This is a genomic window from Erwinia artemisiae (assembly GCF_051400835.1).
Classification (GTDB): domain Bacteria; phylum Pseudomonadota; class Gammaproteobacteria; order Enterobacterales; family Enterobacteriaceae; genus Erwinia; species Erwinia aeris.
Genome location: NZ_JBLFFM010000001.1, coordinates 556637 through 578658, shown reverse-complemented (window position 1 = coordinate 578658; position 22022 = coordinate 556637). Strand labels below are relative to the sequence as shown.

Sequence of the window (22022 nt, the reverse complement as noted above, 5' to 3'; positions counted from 1 at the left end):
AAAAAAGCCCGCCAGGCGGGTTTTTTTATGTCAACAGGCAGTAAAGAAGCTGTCTGTTTAGCTATTTTGTAGACATAAAAGCCAAAAATAGCGGGCCTTGCTGATTAATTACTTGTTTTTAAAAGTATTAATGCAATGTTTTTGTTTTTTCGCTAAGCATCATCCAGGCTTAACGGAAATAGCGTTAGCTCTTATGAGCATGACCGTCGTCGCCCCGACGACGAAAAAAGGGCGAGCGGGCCACGACGGTCTCTTAATTCACTCGTTATGACGGGAAAACCAGTGACGGCAACTATAACCAACGCGAAAGAATCACTGAGTCAGGAAAGCGAGCTGCGGGCGCTGCGCGACGCGCTGCATCAGCGTCTTGACCAGCTCCTGCCCGCGGGTGGCGAACGCGACCGGGTTGGCGCGGCGATGCGTGAAGGCGCACTGGCGCCAGGCAAACGTATTCGTCCTTTGCTGCTGCTGTTGGCGGCATACGACCTGGGCTGCGACAAAAATCATCCGGGACTGCTCGATCTCGCCTGTGCGGTGGAGATGGTTCATGCCGCTTCGCTGATGCTGGACGATATTCCCTGTATGGATAACGCGGCGCTGCGGCGCGGACGGCCCACTATCCATCGTCAGTTCGGCCAGGACGTGGCGATCCTCGCGGCAGTTGCGCTGCTCAGCAACGCTTTTGGCGTGGTGGCTGGCGCCGAAGGGCTGTCGGATGCCTGTCGTGCCCAGGCCGTGGCGGAGCTTTCCGCCGCCGTGGGTCTGCAAGGGCTGGTGCAGGGACAGTTCCGCGATCTTAACGAAGGCGCGACGGCGCGCAGCGAAGAAGCAATAGCCGATACCAACGACCTGAAAACCAGCATGCTATTTAGCGCCACACTGCAAATAGCGGCGCTGGCGGCGGATGCAACGCCAGCCGTGCGCCAGAAGCTGGGCTGTTTCGCACGCGATCTGGGCCAGGCTTTTCAGCTGCTCGACGATCTGGCGGACGGCTGTAGCGGCACGGGAAAAGATATTAACAAGGACGCCGGAAAATCGACGCTGGTGGCGCTGCTGGGCGCCGAGGCGGTGCGCTCACGCCTGCACGAGCATCTGCACAGCGCCGATCAGCATCTCTCCGTCTGCCAGCACGGTCTGGCGACGCGGCGTTTTATGCATAGCTGGTTCAGCCAGCAGCTGGCGACCTTTAGCTAAGTATTCACAAACGGAGCGTGAATGAAGGACGCGAACCTTATACAGCGTAAGAACGATCATCTTGATATCGTACTCAACCCGGCTGCCGACGCCCGTAAAAGCCGCACCGGATTTGAACACTGGCACTTTGAGCACTGCGCGCTGCCCGAGCTGGATCTGGACAACATCGATCTCAGCACTACGCTGTTTGGCCGTCAGCTGCGCGCGCCGCTGCTGATCAGCTCGATGACCGGCGGCGCGGCCCGCGCCCGCGACATCAATCTTAATCTGGCTCGTACCGCGCAGACGCTGGGCCTGGCGATGGGCGTCGGCTCGCAGCGCGTGGCGCTGGAAAGCGACGTCAGCTTTGGCCTGACCAGCGAGCTGCGTGCGATAGCGCCGGATGTGCCGCTATTGGCTAATCTTGGCGCGGCGCAGATCCACGGCCAGCGCGGGCTGGACTATGCCCGTCGCGCGGTGGATATGATCCAGGCGGATGCGCTGATCGTGCATCTTAACCCCTTGCAGGAAGCCCTACAGGAAGGCGGCGACCGCGACTGGCGCGGCGTGCTGGACGCCATCGCGCTGCTGGTGAAGCAGCTTGAGGTGCCGGTCGTGGTGAAAGAGGTCGGTGCAGGTATTTCACCCGCGGTGGCGCGCCGTCTGAGCGAGGCGGGCGTCGCGATGATTGACGTCGCGGGCGCTGGCGGCACCAGCTGGGCAGCGGTAGAGGCGGAAAGAGCGTCGCGCCCTGAAATGCGCGCCATGGCGATGGCGTTTGCCGACTGGGGCATTCCAACGGCCGACGCGCTGTGCAGCGTTCACGCCGCGCTGCCGACCCTGCCGCTGATCGCCTCCGGCGGTATCGCCAACGGTATCGACGTCGCAAAAGCGCTGGCGCTGGGCGCCGATCTGGTGGGGCAGGCAGCGGCGGTGCTCGCCAGCGCCAATGCCTCTTATGAGGCGACCGTCACGCACTTCCAGACCGTTATCGCCCAGCTCAGGATCGCCTGCTTCTGCACCGGCAGCGCCAGCCTGAACGAACTGCGCCAGGCAAAGCTTTCCCGCAACAGGAGCGAAGCATGAGTCATTACGCCGTGGTTGCGCCGCCGCTGTACAGCCACTGGCAGGCTTTACAGGCGCTGGCGCAGGCGCTGATTGACCGGGGTCATCAGGTTACGTTTATTCATCAGGCGGAGGCGGGCGCGCTGCTCAACGATCCGCGCATCGCTTTTCAGCCCGTCGGTGAGGATTCCCATCCGCCCGGCAGCCTGGCCCGCACGCTCAGGCTGGCCGCTTCGCCTGCCGGCATGTCGCTGTTCGCGCTGATTAAAGATATGTCCCGCGCCACGGATATGCTGTGCCGCGAGCTGCCGCGCGTATTAAAGCAGCTGCGGGTCGACGGGCTGATCGTCGATCAGATGGAGGCGGCTGGCGGACTGGTAGCGGAAGGCATGGCGCTGCCTTTTGTTTCCGTCGCCTGCGCGCTGCCGGTCAACCGCGAGCCGGGCATTCCGCTGCCGGTAATGTCGTTTGGCTACGGCACCGACCCGCGGGCGCAAAAGCTGTTTCGCACCAGCCAGCGCATCTATGACTGGATGATGCGCAGCCACGGCCGCGTAATTGCGCGCCACGCCGAGCGCTTTGGCCTGGCGCCGCGCACGGGGCTGCATGAATGTCTGTCGCCGCTGGCGCAAATCAGCCAGACCGTGCCCGCGCTGGATTTTCCGCGCCACGCGCTGCCGGCGCATTTTTACCAGGTCGGGCCGCTGCGTCCGACCACCACGGAACGGCGCTTCTGGCCGTTGCTCTCTTCGCGCCCCTTTGTTTTCGCCTCGCTGGGCACGTTACAGGGGCACCGCTTCCGCCTGTTCAGGACCATCGCTCGCGCCTGCCGTCGTCTGCATGTCCAGCTGCTGATCGCCCACTGCGGCGGCCTGACGCCCGGCCAGGAGGCGGAGCTGGAAGCCTGCGGCGCCTACTGGGTAACGGATTTTGCCGATCAGCTGAGCGTGTTGCAGCAGGCGCAGGCGGTGATCACTCACGGCGGCCTGAATACCGTGGCGGACGCCGTCAGCAGCTCGACGCCGATCCTGGCGGTGCCTGTCGCTTTCGATCAGCCCGGCGTCGCCTCGCGCGTTGTCTGGAATGGCCTGGGCCGTCGCGTTTCCCGTTTCGCCAGCAGCAAAACGATGGCGAAACAGCTGGCCGCGCTGCTGCAGGACAAAGGCTGTCACAGCAGGATGAAAGAGGCGCAGCGCCAGCTAAGTCAGGCAGGCGGCGCGCAAAGGGCGGCGGATATCGTAGAACAGGCGCTGGGTTCGCGTTCGGAAAGGATTAAGGCGACAGGATGACGAAATGGGATGTAATTCTGGTGGGCGGCGGGCTGGCCAACGGGCTGATAGCCTGGCGGCTACGCCAGCGGCAGCCAGGGCTAAAGGTGCTGATGCTGGAGGCGGGCGAGCGCACGGGCGGCAATCACACCTGGTCTTTTCATGAAGATGACTTAACGTCCGCACAGCATGAATGGCTGCGTCCGCTGGTGGCGCACCGCTGGCAGGGCTACGAGGTGCGTTTTCCTCGCTACACGCGCACGCTGCCGGGCGACTACCTTAGCGTGACGGCGGAAAGCTTTGCGCAGGCGCTGGAAACGGCGCTGGGCGAAAATCTCTTAACGTCGTGCGAGGTAAGCGACATCACGCCACACGGCGTCACGCTGGCGGACGGCAGCACGCTGCACGCCGCTGCGGTGATTGACGGGCGCGGCTATCAGCCCAGCCCCTGGCTGACGGTAGGGCTACAGGCCTTTCTGGGACAGGAATGGCGGCTGGCGGCGCCGCACGGACTGACGCGGCCTGTGCTGATGGATGCCACCGTGGATCAGCAGCAGAGCTACCGTTTCGTCTATACGCTGCCGCTGTCGGCAGACACGCTGCTGATCGAGGACACACACTATCAGGACAGTACGGCGCTGGACGCCAACGAGGCGCGGCAGCGGATCGCCGACTATGCGCAGGATCAGGGCTGGACGCTGCAACATCTCCAGCGCGAAGAGCAGGGCGTTCTGCCGATCACGCTCCAGGGGCAGCCACGGGCTTTCCGTCAGGAACGGGAACAGCTTTGCAGCGGTCTGCGCGCGGGCCTCTTTCATGCTACTACCGGCTACTCGCTGCCGCTGGCGGCGACGCTGGCCGACCTGATTGCCGACAACGGCAGGCCGACGCACGAGCGGCTGCACCCGCTAATCGGGCAGTTTATGGCCCGGCAGTGGCGGCGTCAGCGCTTCTTTCGCATCCTCAACCGGATGCTGTTTCTGGCCGGACGGCCGGAGCGGCGTTGGCAGGTTATGCAGCGCTTCTATCAGTTAGACGATGGGCTGATCGCCAGATTTTACGCCGGTCGTCTCAAACCTTTAGATATGGCACGGATCCTTACAGGCAAGCCCCCGGTACCGGTCGGCGAGGCGTTGCTGGCCGTGTTAAAAAAATCTCCCCGGCTGCGAGCTTTCTGATGAAAAAAACACTTGTAATTGGCGCCGGTATTGGCGGCCTGGCTTTGGCTATCCGTTTACAGACGGCGGGCGTGCCCGTGCTGCTGCTGGAAGCGCGAGATAAGCCCGGCGGCCGCGCTTATGTTTACGAAGATCAAGGATTTACTTTTGACGCCGGGCCAACGGTGATCACCGATCCTTCGGCCATTGAAGAGCTGTTTACGCTGGCCGGACGGCGCACCGCAGACTTTATCGATATGCTGCCGGTCAAGCCTTTTTACCGCCTCTGCTGGGAGTCGGGCGAGGTGATGGATTACGACAACGATCAGCAGCAGCTGGAAGAGGCGATCGCACGGTTCAATCCGGATGACGTAGAAGGCTATCGCCGCTTTCATGCCTACTCGCGCGAGGTCTTCAAAGAAGGCTACCTTAAGCTCGGCAGCGTGCCTTTTCTCTCGGTCGGCGACATGGTTAAAGTCTCGCCGCAGCTAATCCGCTTACAGGCGTGGCGCAGCGTTTACAGCATGGTGTCGAAGTTTATTAAAAACGAACATCTGCGCCAGGCGTTCTCTTTTCACTCGCTGCTGGTGGGCGGCAATCCTTTTGCGGCCTCGTCCATTTATACGCTGATCCACGCGCTGGAGCGCGAATGGGGCGTCTGGTTTGCGCGCGGCGGCACCGGCGCGATGATCCAGGGCCTGACCCGACTTTTTTGCGAGCTGGGCGGTCAACTTGAACTGAACACGCCGGTTAAAAAGCTGGAAACGGAAGGCGACCATATTACGGCGGCGATCACCGCCGACGGTCGACGGATTGAAGTCGCGGCCGTCGCTTCCAATGCCGATGTGGTGCAAACCTACGCCAAACTGCTTGGTCATCATCCTCATGGCGCTGCGCAGGCCGCCGCGCTGAAGAAAAAAAGTATGAGCAACTCGCTGTTTGTGATCTATTTTGGCCTGAACAATCCGCACAGCCAGCTGGCGCACCATACGGTCTGCTTCGGGCCGCGCTACAAAGAGCTGATTGAGGAGATTTTCCATCATGACAAGCTGGCGGATGACTTCTCTCTTTACCTGCACTCGCCGTGCGTAACCGATCCCTCGCTGGCGCCGCCGGGCTGCGGCAGCTTCTATGTGCTGGCGCCGGTGCCTAACTTAGGAACGGCGAACCTGGACTGGGACGTGGAGGGGCCGCGCCTGCGCGATCGCATCTTCGCCTATCTGGAGGAGCACTACATGCCAGGCCTGCGCGAGCAGCTGGTGACGCAGCGCATCTTTACGCCGTTTGATTTCCGCGACCAGCTGGACGCGCATCTGGGCTCCGCCTTCTCCGTAGAGCCGCTGCTGACGCAGAGCGCCTGGTTCCGGCCGCACAATCGCGACAGCAAAATCGATAACCTCTATGTGGTCGGCGCGGGCACTCATCCCGGCGCGGGCATTCCCGGCGTGATCGCTTCTGCGAAAGTGACCGCCAGCCTGATGCTGGAGGACAGGGCACGATGAATGAGGCGCTGCTCAGCCATGCCACGGAAACCATGGCGGCGGGATCGAAAAGCTTCGACACCGCCGCCAAACTGTTCGATCCGGCCACCCGGCGCAGCGCGCTGATGCTTTACGCGTGGTGCCGCCACTGCGACGACGTGATCGACGATCAGCAGCTGGGCTTTCAGGCCGCCGCCGCGCAAAGCACGCCGCTGCAAAGGCTGGAAACGCTGAAGGCGTTAACGCTGCGCGCCTGCGCGGGCGAGCCGATGAGCGATCCCGCTTTCGCCGCGTTTCAGGAGGTGGCGCTGGCCCATGCCATTCCGCAGCAGCAGGCGTTCGATCATCTGGAAGGCTACGCCATGGACGTGCGTGGCGATCTTTACCCCACGCTGGACGATACGCTGCGCTACTGCTATCACGTAGCGGGCGTGGTCGGCCTGATGATGGCGCGAGTGATGGGCGTGCGTGATGAAGCGGTGCTGGATCGGGCCTGCGATCTGGGGCTGGCTTTTCAGCTGACCAATATCGCCCGCGATATCGTTGAGGACGCCGGAAACGGCCGCTGCTATCTGCCAATTAACTGGCTGGCTGAAGAAGGACTGACGCTGGAAAACTATGCGCAACCGGCCAGTCGCGACCGGCTGGCGAAAGTGGCGCAGCGGCTGGTGGCGACGGCTGAACCTTACTATGCGTCGGCCGAGGCGGGCCTGGCCGGTTTGCCGCTGCGCTCCGCCTGGGCTATTGCCACCGCGCGCGGCGTCTATCGGGAAATCGGCGTGAAGGTCGATCGCGCCGGCAGCAAAGCCTGGGATCGCCGCCAGGGCACCAGCAAGGCGGAAAAGCTGGGCCTGCTGGCGGGCGGGGCGGTCAGCGCGCTGGCTTCTCGCGGGAAGCAGGCTGCGCCGCCTCGTTCTGCGGCCCTGTGGCAGCGTCCCGGCGGCGGCGGCGACCGTGCCGCTGGCGCAGCGTAGCCTGAAGTTTATCTACCGGCGGCGCATAGAGAAAACCGAAAGAGACGCAGCCTTCCCGGCCGCGCACCGCGTGATGCAGACGATGCGCCATATACAGGCGTTTCAGATAGCCACGGCGGGGCACGTAGCGGAAAGGCCAGCGCTGGTGCACCAGACCGTCGTGCACCATAAAATAGAGCAGGCCATAGGCGGTCATGCCTGCGCCGATCCATTGCAGCGGCCAGTAGCCGATGCTGCCCAGATAGATCAGCACGATAGAGAGCACGGCGAACACCACGGCGTACAGATCGTTTACTTCAAACCAGCCCTTGCGCGGCTCGTGGTGGGAAAGGTGCCAGCCCCAGCCCCAGCCGTGCATAATATATTTGTGCGCCAGCGCCGCGATAATCTCCATCGCGGCGATAGTCGCCAGCACAATCAATGTGTTGTACAGCCACAACATAGTTTTTTCCATCCGGTATCAGGTGGGTTAAGCGTAGTTCAGCGCTATTACTCCTGCACGGCTTCTAACATCTTCACCATCGCCCGCAGATTGGCGGAGCCGCTGCCTTTGCGCCATACCAGCCAGATCGCCAGCTCGCCCATGCTGTCGCTCAGCGGCCAGGCGCTGACGCTGTCTCTGCCGGGCATACTCTCCAGCATACTTTTCGGGATCAGCGCCAGCCCGGCGCCCGCGCTGACGCAGGCAAGAATGCCATGATAGGACTCCATCTCGAAAATCTTGCCGGGCGACGCGTTTTCACGGGCGAACCAGTTCTCGAACAGACGGCGATAGGAGCAGTTGGCGCGGAAAGCGTAAATAGTGGCACCTGAAATTTCCCTGGCGCAGGTGACCGGCGGATGGTTCAGCGAAGAGATCAGCACCATCTCCTCGTTAAAAACCGGGATACCTTCCAGCTGCGGATGCTTCGGCGGCCCGTCGATAAACACCGCGCTGAACTCGCCCGCCAGCAGCCCGTCGGTCATCGCGCCGGACGGCCCGGTAGAGAGATCCAGCTCTACCTCCGGCCAGGCCTGATGATAGCGGGCAATCAGCGGCGGCAGCCGCACCGCGGCGGTGCTCTCAATCGCGCCAAGGGTAAAGACGCCGGCAGGATGCTGGCTGGAAACCTGAAGGCGCGCCTCCTCAGTCAGTGCCAGGATGCGGTTGGCGTAATCCAGCAGCGTGCGGCCCGCGTCGGTAATATGCAGGCGCAGTTTTTCGCGGCTGAACAGCGCCGTGCCCAGCTCGTCCTCCAGCTGGCGCAGGCGGGTAGAAATATTAGAAGGAACGCGGTGCAGTTTACCCGCTGCCGCCGTCACGCTGCCTTCTTCCGCGATGGCGCGGAACACTTCCAGCTGAGTCAGATCCATAAACATTCTCATTTTGAGCAGGATATTTTCATTATTATTCATTTTTCAGGAAGGATGCGCAAGGCTAAGATAGCGTCACTATCACCAACCGGCCTGAGAGGCCGACGGAGGATCTTATGACGACTTCATCAGCAGTTCAGGCGGGCGCCGTATCCCGTAACCCTTTTACCGGCGACATCATTCGCCAGACGCCTTTCGCTACCGCCGCCGAGGTGGAAACCGCGCTGGCGCAGGCCCACGGCGCGTTTCAGCACTGGCGTCACAGCGAGGTGGCGGAACGCAGCCAGCTGTTGCTGAACATGGCGGCCAGCCTGCGTAAACATGCTCGCGCGCTGGCGGAAATGATGACCGACGAAATGGGCAAGCCGATTACCCAGAGCCTGGCCGAAGTGGAAAAATGCGCGCGCCTGTGTGAATGGTATGCGGAACAGGGGCCAACAATCCTGGCGCCGGAAGCCACGCTGGTTGAAAACGAAAAAGCGCACGTCAACTATCTGCCGATTGGCCCGATCCTGGCCGTGATGCCGTGGAACTTCCCGGTATGGCAGGTGCTGCGCGGCGCGGTGCCGATTATTATGGCGGGCAACAGCTATCTGCTGAAACCGGCCCCAAGCATTATGGGCAGCGCGCTGCTGCTGCAATCCGTGCTGGCGGAAGCGGGCGTGCAGCAGGGACTGTTTAGCGTCCTGAATGCCGATAACGACGCCGTCGCTACTATTATCAAAGACTCACGCATCGCGGCCGTGACCCTGACCGGCAGCGTGCGCGCAGGCGCGGCTATTGCGGCGCTGGCGGGCGCGGCGGTGAAGAAAAGCGTGCTGGAGCTGGGCGGTTCCGATGCCTTTATCGTGCTGGCCGACGCCGATATCGATGCGGCGGTGAAAGGCGCGGTGGCGGGTCGCTTTATGAACGGCGGCCAGGTCTGTATGGCTGCTAAGCGGATTATCGTGGAGGAGGCCGTTTTTGCCGAGTTCCGCGACAAATTCGTGGCGGCGGTAAAAGAGCTGGTGGTGGGCGATCCGCGTGACGAGGCGACCTATATCGGCCCGATGGCCCGTTTCGATCTGCGCGACGAGCTGGATTCTCAGGTTCAGGCTACCATCGCCGAAGGCGCGGAGTGCCTGCTGGGTGGCCACGTGATGCAGGGCAAGGCGAACTTCTATGCGCCTACCGTGCTGAGCAACGTCAAACCCGGCATGACCAGCTTTAAGCAGGAGCTGTTTGGCCCGGTTGCTTCGCTGATTGTGGCGAAGGACGCGGACGACGCGATTGCGCTGGCTAACGACTCCGAGTTCGGCCTGGGCGGCAGCCTGTGGAGCCGCGACGTGGCGAAAGCCCGCAGGCTGGCCGCGAAGGTGGAAACCGGCGGCATGTTTATCAATACGCCGAGCTTCTCCGACCCGCGCGTGCCGATTGGCGGCGTTAAGCACAGCGGCTACGGTCGCGAGCTGTCCCACTTTGGTATTCGGGAATTTACCAACGCGCAGACCGTCTGGGCAGAATCCTGATTGGATCCTTTGGGCAGGACGCTGAGCTGTCCGTCTGCGCAGGCGCCTGATTTGACCCTTTGGGCTGCATCCTGAGCCGATCGTCTGCGCAGGCGCCTGATCTAAGGCGTTTTCCCGCTCTTAAGCCATTGCTCAACCCCTTCCGCCGGAAGGGGTTTACTGCAAAAGTAGCCCTGAATTTCATCACAGCCGAATCCGCGCAGCATCAGCAGCGTTTCCTCATCCTCCACGCCCTCCGCCAGCACAATATAGTTCAGCTCCTTAAGCATGGTTATCACGTGGCGCGCCACAATCTGGCTGCCGCCGTCGGCAGCAAGCGGCGCGATCAGCGAACGATCCAGCTTGATGACGTCCATTGGAATGCGCTTCAGATAGTTAATATTGCTGTAGCCGCTGCCGAAATCGTCCAGTGCCAGCGTGAAGCCGCGCAGCTTGAGCTGATTCAGGCCGCGCATCGCATCCGGGCTTTCCAGCAGCTTTTCCGTTTCCAGGCACTCGATACTCAGCAAATCGCTGGAGAGGCCCGCCCGCAGCAGCATCCTTTCCAGCCAGTCGGCAAAGCCTTCACGGGCCAGATCGCTGACGCTGACGTTGACCGACACGGGCAGGTTAATGCCTTTTGCCCGCCAGAGCTTAAGCTGCGCCAGCACGCTGACGATCACCCAGTCGGTGACGCCAGCCATCAGGTTGGTTTGCTCCGCCAGCGGCAGAAACTGTAACGGCGGCAGGTTGCCGAGGCGGGGATGCTGCCAGCGCAGCAGCGCCTCCATGCCTACCGGCAGGCCGCTGTGCAACGAGATCTGCGGCTGATAAACCAGATAAAGCCCGCCTTCGCTGCGCAGCGCTTCCGCCAGATCGTGCAGCAGCAGAAAATCCAGCTTGCGGCGGTTATCGCTCTCCAGATCGAAAGCGGCGTAGGGCAGGCCCTGGCCGATAGCCTCATGCAGCGCGCTGACGCCGCGCCGCAGCGCTTCAACCGGCGGGCAGAGCGCAGGCGCAAAAGAGACTTCGCCCAGGTGAAGAGTCAGATCGATAGCAATCTCTTCGCCTATACGCGCGCGTACCTGACCCAGCTTTTCGCTCAGCTGTTTTGGCCAGCCGGACGTTTTACCGGCGGAAAGCAGCGCAAACCGGCCTTTCGACACGGTATAAAGCCGGTCATCGTCTCTGAGCTGCAGGCGCGTACGCAGCAGGGCGGCGATGTTTTGCAGCAGAGCTTCCAGCGCATACATCCCCAGCGCGCGGGCGATGTCGTAGGCGCGTGCCATATCAATGCAGTCAATCAGTACCAGGCTATAGGGCTGAATAATGCCGCCATCCTCCAGCTGCTCCAAATCACGCAGCAGGCTCTGACGATTGGGCAAAAGAGTGACAACGTCACGCAGGCTGGTGTGATACCAGGCGTCCAGCCAGGCGGTCATGATCTCCGCCAGCAGCTCCAGCAGCTTCACCTGTTCCTCAGTGAAAATATGCGGCAGCACGTCCGTAACACACAGGGTGCCGACAATGGCGCCGTCGCGCATTTTCAGCGGCGCGCCCGCGTAAAAACGGATATAGGGCGAGTCTTTAATCAGCGGGTGCGCCTTAAACCGTTCGTCCAGATGGGTGTCGGGACAGACCATGACCTCGCCGCTGGCGAGCGTGTGCCGACAGAGCGCGTCTTCCAGCGAGCTTTGCTGTAGCGAGAAATTCCGCGCCGCCTTAATGTATTGCTGGTGCTCGTTCATAATCGACACGAAGCTACCGGGAATATTCAGCAGCTCGCTGGTGAGCCGGGTGAACTTGCTGAGAATTTCATCCCGTCCCGCGTCGTCTGCTGTCAGCATCTCTAACGCCAGCTGGTAGCGGGTTTCGCCTTGAGGAGTCGGCATTCTGGTGTTCCTGAAACGATTCAAAATGGATGTATGCCGCTTTTCAGGCCAGGCTTAAGGTCTGGTCGCATACAAGCGGCTTTTTATTTTTATCTGACTTTGGTGATGCTATGTCCGATACTGCTGAAACTCTGCCGTCGCAGGAGCGCATTGTGCTCTATGACGGCGTGTGCAAACTCTGTAACGGCTGGGTCAATTTTTTGCTGCGCTATGACAGACGCCGCACCGTACGCCTGGCCGCGGTTCAGACTGAAAAAGGCAAATCCCTGCTGAAAGCCGCCGGTATGTCGCCTGACGAAATCAATACCATTGTGCTGCTTGAACGGGGGCAGGTTTATCTGCGCGCCGACGCTATTTTCCGCGTTATGCTTGGGCTGCCGTGGCCGTGGCGAGCGCTTTCGGTACTGCGCTTCTGTCCAAAGTTCATCAGCGACCGCTGCTACAATCTGATCGCACAAAACCGTTATCGGCTGTTTGGCCGATTTAATGAGCGACAAAAACCGCCGGCGGACTATCCGGGCCGGTTTATCGACAGGTAACAAACACTACTGGCTTTCGTTGTGCGGCAGGTTATGCTGGAAAATCAATGTAGTTATTGCCTGAGGTGAAAATTGTCCGTGCGATTAAATGAATTTCAACAGCCGGTTGGTGAACCGCTTCCCGAATGGACGCCGCGCCCTTTGCCTGAACGTATGGCGCTGGCGGGGCGCTTCTGCGTGCTGGAGCCGCTGGAAAGCGCCCGTCACTATGAGGATCTGCTGGCCGCGTGGCGCAGCGCCGAAGACGATCGGGACTGGACTTATTTGCCTGCCGGCCCTTTTAACGCGGAGGAGCTTCGTGACTATCTTGCCCGGGCCGAAGCCAGCCGCGATCCGCTGCATTTCGCGGTGATTGATCGACAAAGCGGCCGCGCGGTCGGCACGCTGGCGCTGATGAGAATTGAGCCAGCGCACGGCGTGATGGAGGTGGGATACGTGACCTTTTCGCCCGCGTTGAAGCGCACGCCGCTCTCTACCAAAAGCCATTTTCTGTTGATGCGTTACGCCTTTGATCGGCTGGGCTATCGTCGATACGAATGGAAGTGCGACAGCCTCAACGCGCCTTCGCGGCGGGCAGCGGAGCGCCTCGGCTTTCGCTATGAAGGGCTGTTCCGTCAGGCCATCGTCTATAAGGGTCGCAGCCGCGATACCGCCTGGTTTTCCATTATTGATAAAGAATGGCCCGCGCTGCGCGAAGCCTTTGAGCGTTGGCTGGACGTCAGCAATTTTGACGCGGCAGGCGTGCAGCGGCATTCGCTGGCCGATTTACGCCAGCAGCGGGCATAATCCTAATTTTCTTCATATTATTAAACAAGAAGTCATTAACTTTACTAACCTTTTACAGTCTGCGCTGCCGCATTGCTTTCGGGCCGCGCGCATTTTCCCTGTTTAAGGAGCCGGTAAATGACTTCCCAGGTAACATCCCGCCATTCGACTTTTGCGGTGGCCGTTTATTCGCTGTTTCATCCTGTCCCGCTCGGCTTTTTTGTGGCGGGCTGGATCTTCGACATTATTTATCTCTACAGTACCGAAATCTTCTGGACGCAGGCGGCGAGCTGGCTGATCGCTATCGGGTTGATAATCGCGATTATTCCTCGCCTGATTAACCTTGTGCAGGTTTGGGTAGGCGTCTCTTATCCGCAGGGATCGGCGATAAAAGTGCATTTTTGGGCTTATCTGCTGGCTATTATCCTGGAAATCTTTAACGCGTTTATACACAGCCGCGACGCGTGGGCCGTAGTGCCTGCCGGCGTTATTCTCTCCACCCTGGCGGTGGTTCTGATGTTGTTCGCCAACGTGCAGCTCGCCGTGCGCGATCGCACCGCTTAAGGAGGAGTTATGAAAACGTCAACCACACTCTCACTGCTGGCCGTATCGGTTTCGCTGCTGCTCGCCGGCTGTGACGACGGCGCTAAAATCGATCCTGCAAAGCAAACCGGTGCAAATCCGGAGCTGCCGACGGCAAAAAACTTCCTTGTCCCGCCCATGAAGGTCCCGAACGGTACGTCATGGAAGGAGGGTGAAAAGCCCAAAGTCGCGGATGGCCTGAAGATAGAGAAAGTTGCGGACGGTTTTCAGCATCCGCGCCAGCTCTACACGTTGCCAAACGGCGATATCCTGGTGGTGGAAGGCAGCGCTCCGGCAGCGCCGACCAGCCAGCCGAAGCAGCTGGTGACCGGTCTGGTTCAAAAGGCCTCCGGCAAGGGCGGCGCCGGCGGCAATCGCATAACGCTGCTGCGCAGCAGCGACGGCAAAAGCTGGCAAAAATATCCTTTCCTGGAAAACCTGCGTTCGCCGTTTGGCGTGCAGCTGATCGGCGACACGCTGTATGTGGCGAATGCCGACTCGCTGATGAAATATCGGTATGAGAGCGGCGCGACGAAGATTACCGATCCCGGCACCGAGCTGACCGAGCTGCCGGGCGGGCCTATTAACCATCACTGGACCAAGTCGCTGCTGGCCAGCCCGGACGGCAGCAAACTCTATGTTGGCGTCGGCTCCAACAGTAATATCACTGAAAACGGCATCGGCGCGGAGTATCGTCGGGCCGACATCCTGGAAGTCGATGCGGCTAGCGGCGCCAGCCGGATCTACGCCAGCGGGCTGCGCAACCCCACCGGGATGCAGTGGGAGCCGCAAACCGGCAAGCTGTGGGCCATCGTTAACGAGCGCGATGAAATCGGTGCCGATCTGGTGCCGGACTACCTGACTTCGGTACAGGAAGGTGGCTTTTACGGCTGGCCTTACAGCTATTTCGGCCAGCACGTGGACGAACGCGTGCAGCCGCCGCGCCCGGATCTGGTGAAAAAAGCGATTAAGCCTGACTATGCGCTCAGCTCGCACGTGGCGCCGCTGGGACTGTGGTTCTATACCGGCACCAACCTGCCGGAGAAATACCGTGGCGGCGCTTTTGTCAGCGAGCACGGCAGCTGGAACCGCAAGCCGCTGAACGGCTATCAGGTGGTGTGGGTCGCCTTCCGCAACGGTATGCCGCAGGGTCAGCCAGAGCCGGTGGTCACCGGCTTCCTCACTGACGATCAAAAATCGGTTCGCGGCCTGCCGGTAGGCCTGACCATGGATAAACAGGGCGGCCTGATGATTGCCGACGATGCCGGAAACGTGGTCTGGCGCGTCACCGGCGCGACTGCGCCTTAACTTTATTATCAACCTCTGCCGCCGTGGTGGCGCTGTAAAAACGGCGGCGCGTCCTTTTAAATTTGTCATCACTATCAAGCCGCCCGGCATTCTGCCCGGCGGCTTTTTTTGCGCGGTTTTCCAGGGACTATTTGTGCGGGTGGTCAGACGCTGAGCAAATATCCGCTTGCGGTTAAGATATATCATAGATATATTTTCCTCCGCTATTGAGAATAATTACGGTTTACTATTACGGGCCAGCCCCCGTCAGGAGAATTATTTTGACCGAAAAAACAGGTCGCGCTCCCCGTCGCGTAAGAAATGAACTGCGTTTTCGTCCGGTAGAAGTGATTGCGAAAACTTTCGTAGCCAACAGCTTCTACCGCATTGAGTTCGGCGGCGAAGCGCTGGCCGGTTTTAATTCGGCGGGCTTCGACGATCACGTTAAGGTCTTTTTCCCGGATCCCGCCACCGGCGAGCTTTATCTGCCCCAGGTCACGGAAGAGGGCATCGTCTGGAAAGACGGCATTCGTCCGCTGGCGCGCGACTACACGCCGCTGTACTTTAACGCGCAGAAAAACAGGCTGACGCTGGATTTTTATCTGCACGAGTCGGGCGTAGCCAGCGACTGGGCCGTTACGGCGCACCCTGGCGACAGGCTGGCTATCGGCGGCCCGCGCGGCTCGCTGATCGTGCCGGAGGATTACGCTTTCCAGCTTTACGTCTGCGATGAAACAGGGCTGCCCGCGTTCAAACGACGGCTGACCTCGCTTGGGGACAGGCCGGTAAGGCTTTATGCCTTTGTCGACGCAGCGCAGGGCAAAGCCTATCTTGGCGATCCGCCAAACGTGGAAATCGTCTGGCTGGGTAGCGGCAAAATGCAGGCTGGCGTCGGATCGCTTATCGCCGACCTGGATAAGGTTGCCTTACCGACGGACGACTACTTTATCTGGCTGACGGGCGAAGGCGCGGCGGTGAAGCAGCTCAGCGACTACTTTATCGGCAAGCGCGAGCGCGACGCCGATTTCGTCCGTGCGGTGGCTTACTGGCACGATAAGTAGGGTTGTTGTATTTTTCAGGGGGCTAACTTACTATCAATCCCCTTCAAACAGGCTCGGGCAGGCGATGAAATCACAGCGCAGTTCTCAATATGACTTATCCGGCGGCCCGGCCAGCGCCGCGCGGAGAAAACGGCGCGAAAAGATGCTGGACGCCAGCGACGTTCGCCTGCTGCTGCTGCACTTTATCGCGCAGGGCGCCGCACACGGCTACGAGCTAATCAAGACGATTGAAGAGCTATCCAAAGGCGAATACAGCCCCAGCCCCGGCATTATTTATCCCAACCTGACGCTGCTGGAGGAAATGGAATGCATCGAATCCCGCGATCCGCAGGCGGCGCGCAAGGCCTATAGCCTGACCCGGGAAGGAGAGCGCCAGCTGGCAGAAGGGCAGGAAACGCTGCATGACATCATTAACCGACTCAGCTCGATGGCGATCCTCGTCAATAACCGCAGCATTCCGGAAGTGGAGCGGGCCATCAACAATATGCGTATGGCGCTGAATATGCGCCTTTCCCAGTCGGCGCTGCCGCAGCAGACGCTGTACGACATCATCGATGCGCTGGATGAAGCCGCGCGTAAAATCGAGCGCAGCTGATACAGGCCCGTTTGGCTATCAACATAAATAATCACGTTTTTTTTCTAATGTTACCGGTAACCTTGCCGATATAAGTCGCTTCTGAAACAATAATCAGGTGTGGCTATGTCCGTTTTTTCCCGAATCAAAACCTCCTCGTTCTTGCTCAGCACGATCATTGCCTTCGGCACCCTACAGCTTGTCGCTGGCATCCTCTTCCTCAGCGCGTTGGATCACAATAAAGAGAGCTTCGAAACCGCCTCGACGGCCAGCGATCAGGTGACCGCGCTGACCAATGCCTGGTATGAACTTAACGCGGCGCGTGCGGACGTTAACCGCGTGGTGATCTGGCTGCAAAAAGAGGGGCCGACCAGCAGCGTAGTGGGCGGTATGGTCGCGCACGGCAAAGCGCAGCTGGCGCTGGCCGATCGCGATTTTAAAAACTACCAGAACGGGCCGGTTATTCCCGGACTCGATGCCACGCTTAACAGCAGGCTGGCGCAAAGCTACCAGGCGTACGCCGGACAGCTTAATCAGCTGATGGAAATCGCTTCACGCCGCGATTTAACCGGCCTGTTCAGCATTAACGTTGCGGGCAACCAGAAGATTATGCAGGGCGATTACGATCGCTGGCGCGCCGCCGTTGGCCAGCTGTCAAAGACCACCTCCGCTGAAAGCAAGCAGGTATTCACGCAGATGCTGTGGCTGATGGGCGCTATTTTGCTGGTGGTGCTGAGCGCTGTGATCGTGAGCTGGTCGGTGATCAAACGCGTGCTGATCCAGCCGCTGGCGCGCGCGCTGGGGCATATCAACGCTATTGAACAGGGCGATCTGACGGAGCAGATAGCGGTCGATCCGCGCGCCCGTAACGAGATGGGCCATCTGCTTTCCGGCCTGGCGGTAATGCAACAGTCGCTGGTGAAAACCGTGGGTAACGTGCGCAACGGCGCGGATACGATTTTAACCGGCGTCAGCGAAATTGCGGCGGGCAACAACGATCTCTCATCCCGTACGGAAGAGCAGGCAGCCTCGCTGGAGCAAACCGCCGCCAGCATGGAACAGATCACCGCCACGGTGAAGCAGAACGCGGACAATTCGCATCAGGCGGCGAAGCTGGCGCTTTCTGCCGCGCAAACGGCGGAGAAGGGCGGCGCTATCGTGGACGGTGTGATAAAAAGCATCTTTGGGCTACAGGAAAGCTCTAAAAAAATCGCGGAAATCACCGGCGTAATTGAAAGCATCGCTTTCCAGACCAATATTCTGGCGCTGAACGCGGCGGTAGAAGCCGCCCGCGCTGGCGAAAACGGCCGTGGCTTTGCGGTGGTGGCGGGAGAAGTGCGCAACCTGGCGCAGCGCAGCGCCGTAGCGGCGAAAGATATCAACGCGCTGATCGCTGAATCCTCGGCCCGCGTTGACAACGGTTCCCGGCTGGCCGGACAGGCGGAAGAGTCAATGAGCGGTATCCTTAGCTCGGTACAGCAGGTACGCGATATCATGGATGAGATCTCCTCTGCCTCTGAGGAGCAGAGCCGGGGCATCAGTCAGGTCGGCATCGCGGTGTCGGAACTCGATCAGGTGACGCAGCAGAACGCCGCACTGGTGGAGCAATCTTCTTCAGCCGCCGCCTCGCTGGAAGAGCAGGCCGCTCGCCTGAACGAAGCGGTAGCCGTGTTTCGCCTGGCCGGCAGGAAAGAGGTAGCCCGTCGTTCTGGCGTGACAGCGCTGAAATCGCCGGTGCTGGCGACCGCCTCAACGGATAACTGGGAAGCCTTCTGACCGGCGTTTAAACGTTATTAATCAAAGGCCCGATCTGTCTTCGGGCCTTTGCGTTTGCCGTCAGATCTCGCTGTAGCGAACCGCCTCAACAAACTTCGCAAAGGCGGAGGTATGCTGGCGGCGGCTGGGGTAGTACAGGTAATAGCCCGGAAAAGGAGCGCACCACTCTTCCAGCACCTTTTCCAGCTGGCCTGCCTTAACCGCTTCCTCAACGGTATCCTCAGGCACCATCGCCAGGCCAATCCCTGCCACGGCAGCTTTAATTCGGGTTTGCAGATTATTCAGCGTCAGCTGGCCGTCCACCTTCACGCGGATTTCGCGCTGCGCTTTGGCAAACTCCCAGGCATAGATGCTGCCCATGGTCGGCAGGCGCATATTGATGCAGTTGTGCTGCTGCAGATCCTGTGGCGTAGCGGGCCTGCCGTAGCGAGCGAAATAAGCGGGCGAGCCCACTACAACCATCCGCCAGTCCGGCCCGATCCTGACGGCAATCATATCCTTTGCAACCTGTTCGCCCAGCCGTACGCCCGCGTCAAAACGGCCGCTGACGATATCCGTCAGGGAATTATCGGACATAATTTCGATATTCACTTCCGGCCACGCCTGTAAAAACTGTTCTACTGCGGGCCACAGGGCGAAGGTAAGGGCGTGCTCGCCCACGTTAAGGCGAATATTGCCTGAGGGCCTGTCGCGCAGTTCATGCAGGGCAGCCAGCTCGTTTTCAATCTCTTCAAGGTGCGGGCCAATGGTTTTTATCAGGCGTTCGCCCGCTTCGGTAGGGGCGACGCTGCGCGTGGTTCGGGTTAACAGACGCAGCTGCAGCCGCTCCTCCAGCCCGCGTATGGCATGGCTTAAAGCGGACTGGGAAACGCCCAGCCTGGCCGCCGCGCGGGTAAAGCTTCTCTCGCGAGCGATCACCATCAGCGAGATAAGGTCGTTAAAATTTTCTTTCAGCATGGCTATCTCAGAGGTGAACAAGGCAGGGAACCAAGTGTAACCTGGCTGGGGCCGGGGTGCGACGGCTTCCTGCCATTCACCTGAGTAATTCTAAATTAAATCAAAGCACTGCAAAAAAGGCAGGCTTATCTTTACGGCAAAAGCGGGCCAGGTTTTTGAATCCGTCGCGCGTGCGGCATTTTCGCTTTATTCTGGTCATTATTGGTACTTTTCAGGCGCTTTTTTCCGCTAATCTGAATGTTGCCCCGGCGTTTTTTAATCAGAAATTTCTTATTCAGTTACCCTGTTTTTTACCTCTCTTTTTGCCCGGGAAATTCGGCGCAATCCAGAAAGTGCTCTCGATGAAAACAGAACTATCTTAATTACAAAATCGCTACAACCTATCTCAGGTGAGCAAATAAAAGCGGCAGTGGCGCAGATATTAACCGGACATCATTTTTACAAATACTAATACTTTAAATGTAGGGCAGAAGAAAAGTCCTGGTCCGGTTCGGGTCGACCAAATCTTATATAAGCGGCTGTTATATTTTTATTGATCTTACTCAATTTTTTTAACCTTTTGTTTACTTTTTTCTGATTAAGGCTGGTCTCTATTTTACGTGTTGGATAGAGCCCTTGTGTCAGAGAAGGAGGCTGTAATGCGCCAGCAGGCCCGTGATGCCTGGCTTCTTACTTTCCAAAAAAAAATATGAGACGGTAAATGTAATATTTTATTTCACTGGGTGTCTTTCTGTGTATATTGTTGCAGCCAGTATTAACCGGAGTGCTTCGCCAGATTGACGACAAATTTTAACTAAATATTAACTATTACCTGCGTAAGCATCACCGCTTTTAGCAGCAACTATTTTGCCAGTTTTGATATTAAGAATATGCCTGTATTTACTTGCGACGGCCGATGTGATGGAGTACCGGGGCGTCATGGAATGAATACCAGGGCAAATTTGAATTCTAATAACATTACTCAGTGCGGTTAGCATTATTTTCTATGAGGTGGCGGTATGAGAGTCGGCGTATCTAACGATAACTACCCGGAGAAACGGACGATAATTGTTGATGCTGACGTGGAATATGTGAACTTCAAAAACAAGAATATTTATTCTTATATAAATCTTCTGAACATGAAGTTTCTTAAAAAAGACAAAATTTTCCTGTTTCGACCGCTGGTCGGTTCGCAGAAAAAAAACATTGATGTCTTTCACGTTTTCAACGAGATAGCAATAACCGACCGTAAATGGGTGGCGACGTTTGAAACCGAGCTGCCACGCATCCTGCCGCCTAAAAACGGCAGCAAAGAGGACAATCGCGCAAAGCTGCAACGGCTCTCTTCAGCGCTGACAGCCAATAATTGTTTAGCGCTGATCGCGCTTTCCGGCGCGGCCTATAAGATGGAAATGAAGCTGTTCAACGACAGCCCGGAGCTGTCGCGCGTGCTGCGCGACAAGATGGTGGTTATGCATCCGCCGCAAAAGCTCTATATGACCGAGCGACCGGCGCGTAATGCCGCCGACCCGGTTCATTTTGTTTTTATTGGCAAAGACTTTTATCGCAAAGGCGGCGGCGAAATCGTGCAGGCCTTCGGCGAACTGCTGGCCGCCAACGCTATCCAGCCGGAACAAATCAAAGTTACGCTGATAGGCGATCTTGAGAAAACGAACAACTACGCGTTCGGCCCTTATCAGGACGATCCGGCGTTTGCCCGTGAGACGGAAGCGACCATTGCCCGCTACGATCTTTTCGAGCATCACAGCGCCATGCCGAATGATAAAGTGATGCAGCTGCTGCAAAAAGCGGATGTCGGCCTGCTGCCAACCTGGGCTGAAACCTATGGGTTTTCCGTGCTGGAGATGCAGTCCTGCGGCTGTCCGGTGATCACCACTAACGTGCGTGCGCTGCCGGAAATCAATCCGCAAGAGGCGGGCTGGTTGATTAGCCATCCGCTGAACGACGATTGCGACTATGCCATTACTTCTCTGCAAGAGCGCGATGCCCTGCGTCGTAAAACGGTCGACCGCATGAAAAACATTATTGAGGATATTATTCGCCATCCTGAACAGATCCACGATAAAGCCAATGCGGCTATCGCCAGGATCCAGTCTGAGCATAACGTAGAAGCGTATCAGGCCAGGCTGAAGAAGCTTTACAGCAAATAACCTCACCACGCTTAAACAACGCCGGGAGCATGCTCAGTCTCCCGGTCTGTACAACGCCGCCTTATCCCTTTTCAGCATGCGCAATAAACAAACGCTGACGATTTCCGCGCTTTAAATGCCTGCTTTATGCACTCAGTAATGCGTATCCGGAATGCCTGCTTTATGCACTCAGTGATACGTACCCGGAATGCCTGCTTTATGCACTCAGTTATGCCTACCTTAAATGCCTGCTTTATGCACTCAGCAACGCATACCTGAAATGCCTGCTTTATGCACTGAGTAATGCGTACCCGTTATGCCCGCTTTATGCACTCAACAACGCATAACTGAACTACCCGCTTTATGCAGACAGCAATGCGTACGCGACATAATCCTTCCGCTCCTGAATTATCACCTAAAATACATTAATTAAATGGTATTTTCTTTTTGACTGAATTTGGTTAATTTTACGTTGCGTAATTGTAATTTGAAATCAACTATC

At 58.6% G+C, this 22022-nt stretch carries 19 protein-coding genes; 15 read left to right on the top strand and 4 right to left on the bottom strand.

Translation table 11 applies throughout. The annotated features are described in order from the left end of the window. Positions 1 to 282: 282 nt before the first annotated feature. The 6 genes from ACMGEE_RS02760 to crtB are packed head-to-tail and all read left to right on the top strand — an operon-like array spanning position 283 to position 7118. Positions 283 to 1194: a polyprenyl synthetase family protein gene (locus tag ACMGEE_RS02760; RefSeq protein WP_253454280.1), complete on the top strand. Its 912-nt coding sequence runs from the start codon at positions 283 to 285 to the stop codon at positions 1192 to 1194. A gap of 21 nt (positions 1195 to 1215) precedes the next feature. Then, positions 1216 to 2259, top strand: a complete 1044-nt coding sequence (fni, locus tag ACMGEE_RS02755; RefSeq protein WP_436829630.1) for a type 2 isopentenyl-diphosphate Delta-isomerase — start codon at positions 1216 to 1218, stop codon at positions 2257 to 2259. Next, positions 2256 to 3527 carry a glycosyltransferase gene (locus tag ACMGEE_RS02750; protein WP_301250882.1) on the top strand — a complete coding sequence of 424 codons (1272 nt, stop codon included), beginning with the start codon at positions 2256 to 2258 and terminating at the stop codon, positions 3525 to 3527. Before fni ends, ACMGEE_RS02750 begins: the two co-directional genes overlap by 4 nt. Further along, positions 3524 to 4684: a lycopene beta-cyclase CrtY gene (crtY, locus tag ACMGEE_RS02745; protein WP_436829629.1), complete on the top strand. Its 1161-nt coding sequence runs from the start codon at positions 3524 to 3526 to the stop codon at positions 4682 to 4684. Before ACMGEE_RS02750 ends, crtY begins: the two co-directional genes overlap by 4 nt. After that, the gene (locus tag ACMGEE_RS02740) at positions 4684 to 6165 is read left to right on the top strand and encodes a phytoene desaturase (protein ID WP_436829628.1); all 1482 of its coding nucleotides are present in this window, start codon (positions 4684 to 4686) and stop codon (positions 6163 to 6165) included. Before crtY ends, ACMGEE_RS02740 begins: the two co-directional genes overlap by 1 nt. Continuing rightward, positions 6162 to 7118 (top strand): 15-cis-phytoene synthase CrtB, encoded by a 957-nt coding sequence (crtB, locus tag ACMGEE_RS02735; protein ID WP_436829627.1) that lies wholly within the window; start codon positions 6162 to 6164, stop codon positions 7116 to 7118. The genes ACMGEE_RS02740 and crtB overlap by 4 nt, the downstream gene beginning before the upstream one ends. Here the strand turns inward: crtB and ACMGEE_RS02730 are convergent. Beyond that, positions 7015 to 7560: a sterol desaturase family protein gene (locus ACMGEE_RS02730; RefSeq protein ID WP_369894751.1), complete on the bottom strand. Its 546-nt coding sequence runs from the start codon at positions 7558 to 7560 to the stop codon at positions 7015 to 7017. The genes crtB and ACMGEE_RS02730 overlap by 104 nt on opposite strands. Before the next feature lie 47 nt (positions 7561 to 7607). Next, a complete protein-coding gene (gene ptrR, locus ACMGEE_RS02725) occupies positions 7608 to 8471 on the bottom strand; it encodes a putrescine utilization regulator PtrR (protein WP_253454273.1) in 864 nt (287 codons plus the stop codon). Positions 8472 to 8587: 116 nt separating this feature from the next. Between ptrR and ACMGEE_RS02720 the strand changes: the two genes are divergently transcribed. Further along, positions 8588 to 9979: an NAD-dependent succinate-semialdehyde dehydrogenase gene (locus tag ACMGEE_RS02720; protein ID WP_301250878.1), complete on the top strand. Its 1392-nt coding sequence runs from the start codon at positions 8588 to 8590 to the stop codon at positions 9977 to 9979. A 101-nt stretch (positions 9980 to 10080) separates the two neighbouring features. On the opposite strand, the gene ACMGEE_RS02715 is transcribed toward ACMGEE_RS02720, so the two are convergent. Next, on the bottom strand, positions 10081 to 11850 hold the full coding sequence (locus tag ACMGEE_RS02715; protein ID WP_253454271.1) for a sensor domain-containing diguanylate cyclase: 1770 nt from the start codon (positions 11848 to 11850) through the stop codon (positions 10081 to 10083). Between the two features lie 110 nt (positions 11851 to 11960). On the opposite strand from ACMGEE_RS02715, the gene ACMGEE_RS02710 reads away from it, so the two are divergent. The 7 genes from ACMGEE_RS02710 (at position 11961) to ACMGEE_RS02680 (ending at position 18434) form a co-directional block, all read left to right on the top strand. Beyond that, complete coding sequence (locus ACMGEE_RS02710; RefSeq protein ID WP_253454270.1) at positions 11961 to 12389, top strand: thiol-disulfide oxidoreductase DCC family protein; 429 nt, start codon at positions 11961 to 11963, stop codon at positions 12387 to 12389. A 72-nt stretch (positions 12390 to 12461) separates the two neighbouring features. Continuing rightward, positions 12462 to 13175 (top strand): GNAT family N-acetyltransferase, encoded by a 714-nt coding sequence (locus ACMGEE_RS02705; protein WP_436829626.1) that lies wholly within the window; start codon positions 12462 to 12464, stop codon positions 13173 to 13175. A gap of 117 nt (positions 13176 to 13292) precedes the next feature. Beyond that, entirely contained in the window at positions 13293 to 13718 is a 426-nt protein-coding gene (locus ACMGEE_RS02700; protein ID WP_253454268.1) for a DUF2231 domain-containing protein, read from the top strand. 9 nt (positions 13719 to 13727) lie between these two features. Beyond that, positions 13728 to 15044 carry a PQQ-dependent sugar dehydrogenase gene (locus ACMGEE_RS02695; protein ID WP_394148646.1) on the top strand — a complete coding sequence of 439 codons (1317 nt, stop codon included), beginning with the start codon at positions 13728 to 13730 and terminating at the stop codon, positions 15042 to 15044. Between the two features lie 257 nt (positions 15045 to 15301). Beyond that, positions 15302 to 16084: a siderophore-interacting protein gene (locus tag ACMGEE_RS02690; RefSeq protein ID WP_253460984.1), complete on the top strand. Its 783-nt coding sequence runs from the start codon at positions 15302 to 15304 to the stop codon at positions 16082 to 16084. 64 nt (positions 16085 to 16148) lie between these two features. Next, entirely contained in the window at positions 16149 to 16679 is a 531-nt protein-coding gene (locus tag ACMGEE_RS02685; protein ID WP_369894747.1) for a PadR family transcriptional regulator, read from the top strand. 105 nt (positions 16680 to 16784) lie between these two features. Beyond that, positions 16785 to 18434, top strand: a complete 1650-nt coding sequence (locus ACMGEE_RS02680; protein WP_253454265.1) for a methyl-accepting chemotaxis protein — start codon at positions 16785 to 16787, stop codon at positions 18432 to 18434. Positions 18435 to 18494: 60 nt separating this feature from the next. Here ACMGEE_RS02680 and ACMGEE_RS02675 read toward each other — a convergent pair whose 3' ends face one another. Beyond that, the gene (locus ACMGEE_RS02675; RefSeq protein ID WP_253454264.1) at positions 18495 to 19391 is read right to left on the bottom strand and encodes a LysR family transcriptional regulator; all 897 of its coding nucleotides are present in this window, start codon (positions 19389 to 19391) and stop codon (positions 18495 to 18497) included. 998 nt (positions 19392 to 20389) lie between these two features. Between ACMGEE_RS02675 and ACMGEE_RS02670 the strand changes: the two genes are divergently transcribed. Continuing rightward, the gene (locus ACMGEE_RS02670) at positions 20390 to 21541 is read left to right on the top strand and encodes a glycosyltransferase family 4 protein (RefSeq protein WP_394148650.1); all 1152 of its coding nucleotides are present in this window, start codon (positions 20390 to 20392) and stop codon (positions 21539 to 21541) included. The last annotated feature ends 481 nt before the right edge of the window (positions 21542 to 22022 follow it).

Excerpts from the sequence above, each read along its gene's own strand:
- ACMGEE_RS02750 (WP_301250882.1), top strand. The coding sequence starts at position 2,256 with ATGAGTCATTACGCCGTGGTTGCGCCGCCGCTGTACAGCCACTGGCAG.
- crtB (WP_436829627.1), top strand. The coding sequence starts at position 6,162 with ATGAATGAGGCGCTGCTCAGCCATGCCACGGAAACCATGGCGGCGGGA.
- ACMGEE_RS02685 (WP_369894747.1), top strand. The coding sequence starts at position 16,149 with ATGAAATCACAGCGCAGTTCTCAATATGACTTATCCGGCGGCCCGGCC.
- ACMGEE_RS02710 (WP_253454270.1), top strand. The coding sequence starts at position 11,961 with ATGTCCGATACTGCTGAAACTCTGCCGTCGCAGGAGCGCATTGTGCTC.
- ACMGEE_RS02740 (WP_436829628.1), top strand. The coding sequence starts at position 4,684 with ATGAAAAAAACACTTGTAATTGGCGCCGGTATTGGCGGCCTGGCTTTG.
- fni (WP_436829630.1), top strand. The coding sequence starts at position 1,216 with ATGAAGGACGCGAACCTTATACAGCGTAAGAACGATCATCTTGATATC.
- ACMGEE_RS02700 (WP_253454268.1), top strand. The coding sequence starts at position 13,293 with ATGACTTCCCAGGTAACATCCCGCCATTCGACTTTTGCGGTGGCCGTT.
- ACMGEE_RS02730 (WP_369894751.1), bottom strand. The coding sequence starts at position 7,560 with ATGTTGTGGCTGTACAACACATTGATTGTGCTGGCGACTATCGCCGCG.
- ACMGEE_RS02680 (WP_253454265.1), top strand. The coding sequence starts at position 16,785 with ATGTCCGTTTTTTCCCGAATCAAAACCTCCTCGTTCTTGCTCAGCACG.
- ptrR (WP_253454273.1), bottom strand. The coding sequence starts at position 8,471 with ATGGATCTGACTCAGCTGGAAGTGTTCCGCGCCATCGCGGAAGAAGGC.
- ACMGEE_RS02675 (WP_253454264.1), bottom strand. The coding sequence starts at position 19,391 with ATGCTGAAAGAAAATTTTAACGACCTTATCTCGCTGATGGTGATCGCT.
- ACMGEE_RS02670 (WP_394148650.1), top strand. The coding sequence starts at position 20,390 with ATGAGAGTCGGCGTATCTAACGATAACTACCCGGAGAAACGGACGATA.
- ACMGEE_RS02715 (WP_253454271.1), bottom strand. The coding sequence starts at position 11,850 with ATGCCGACTCCTCAAGGCGAAACCCGCTACCAGCTGGCGTTAGAGATG.
- crtY (WP_436829629.1), top strand. The coding sequence starts at position 3,524 with ATGACGAAATGGGATGTAATTCTGGTGGGCGGCGGGCTGGCCAACGGG.
- ACMGEE_RS02695 (WP_394148646.1), top strand. The coding sequence starts at position 13,728 with ATGAAAACGTCAACCACACTCTCACTGCTGGCCGTATCGGTTTCGCTG.
- ACMGEE_RS02720 (WP_301250878.1), top strand. The coding sequence starts at position 8,588 with ATGACGACTTCATCAGCAGTTCAGGCGGGCGCCGTATCCCGTAACCCT.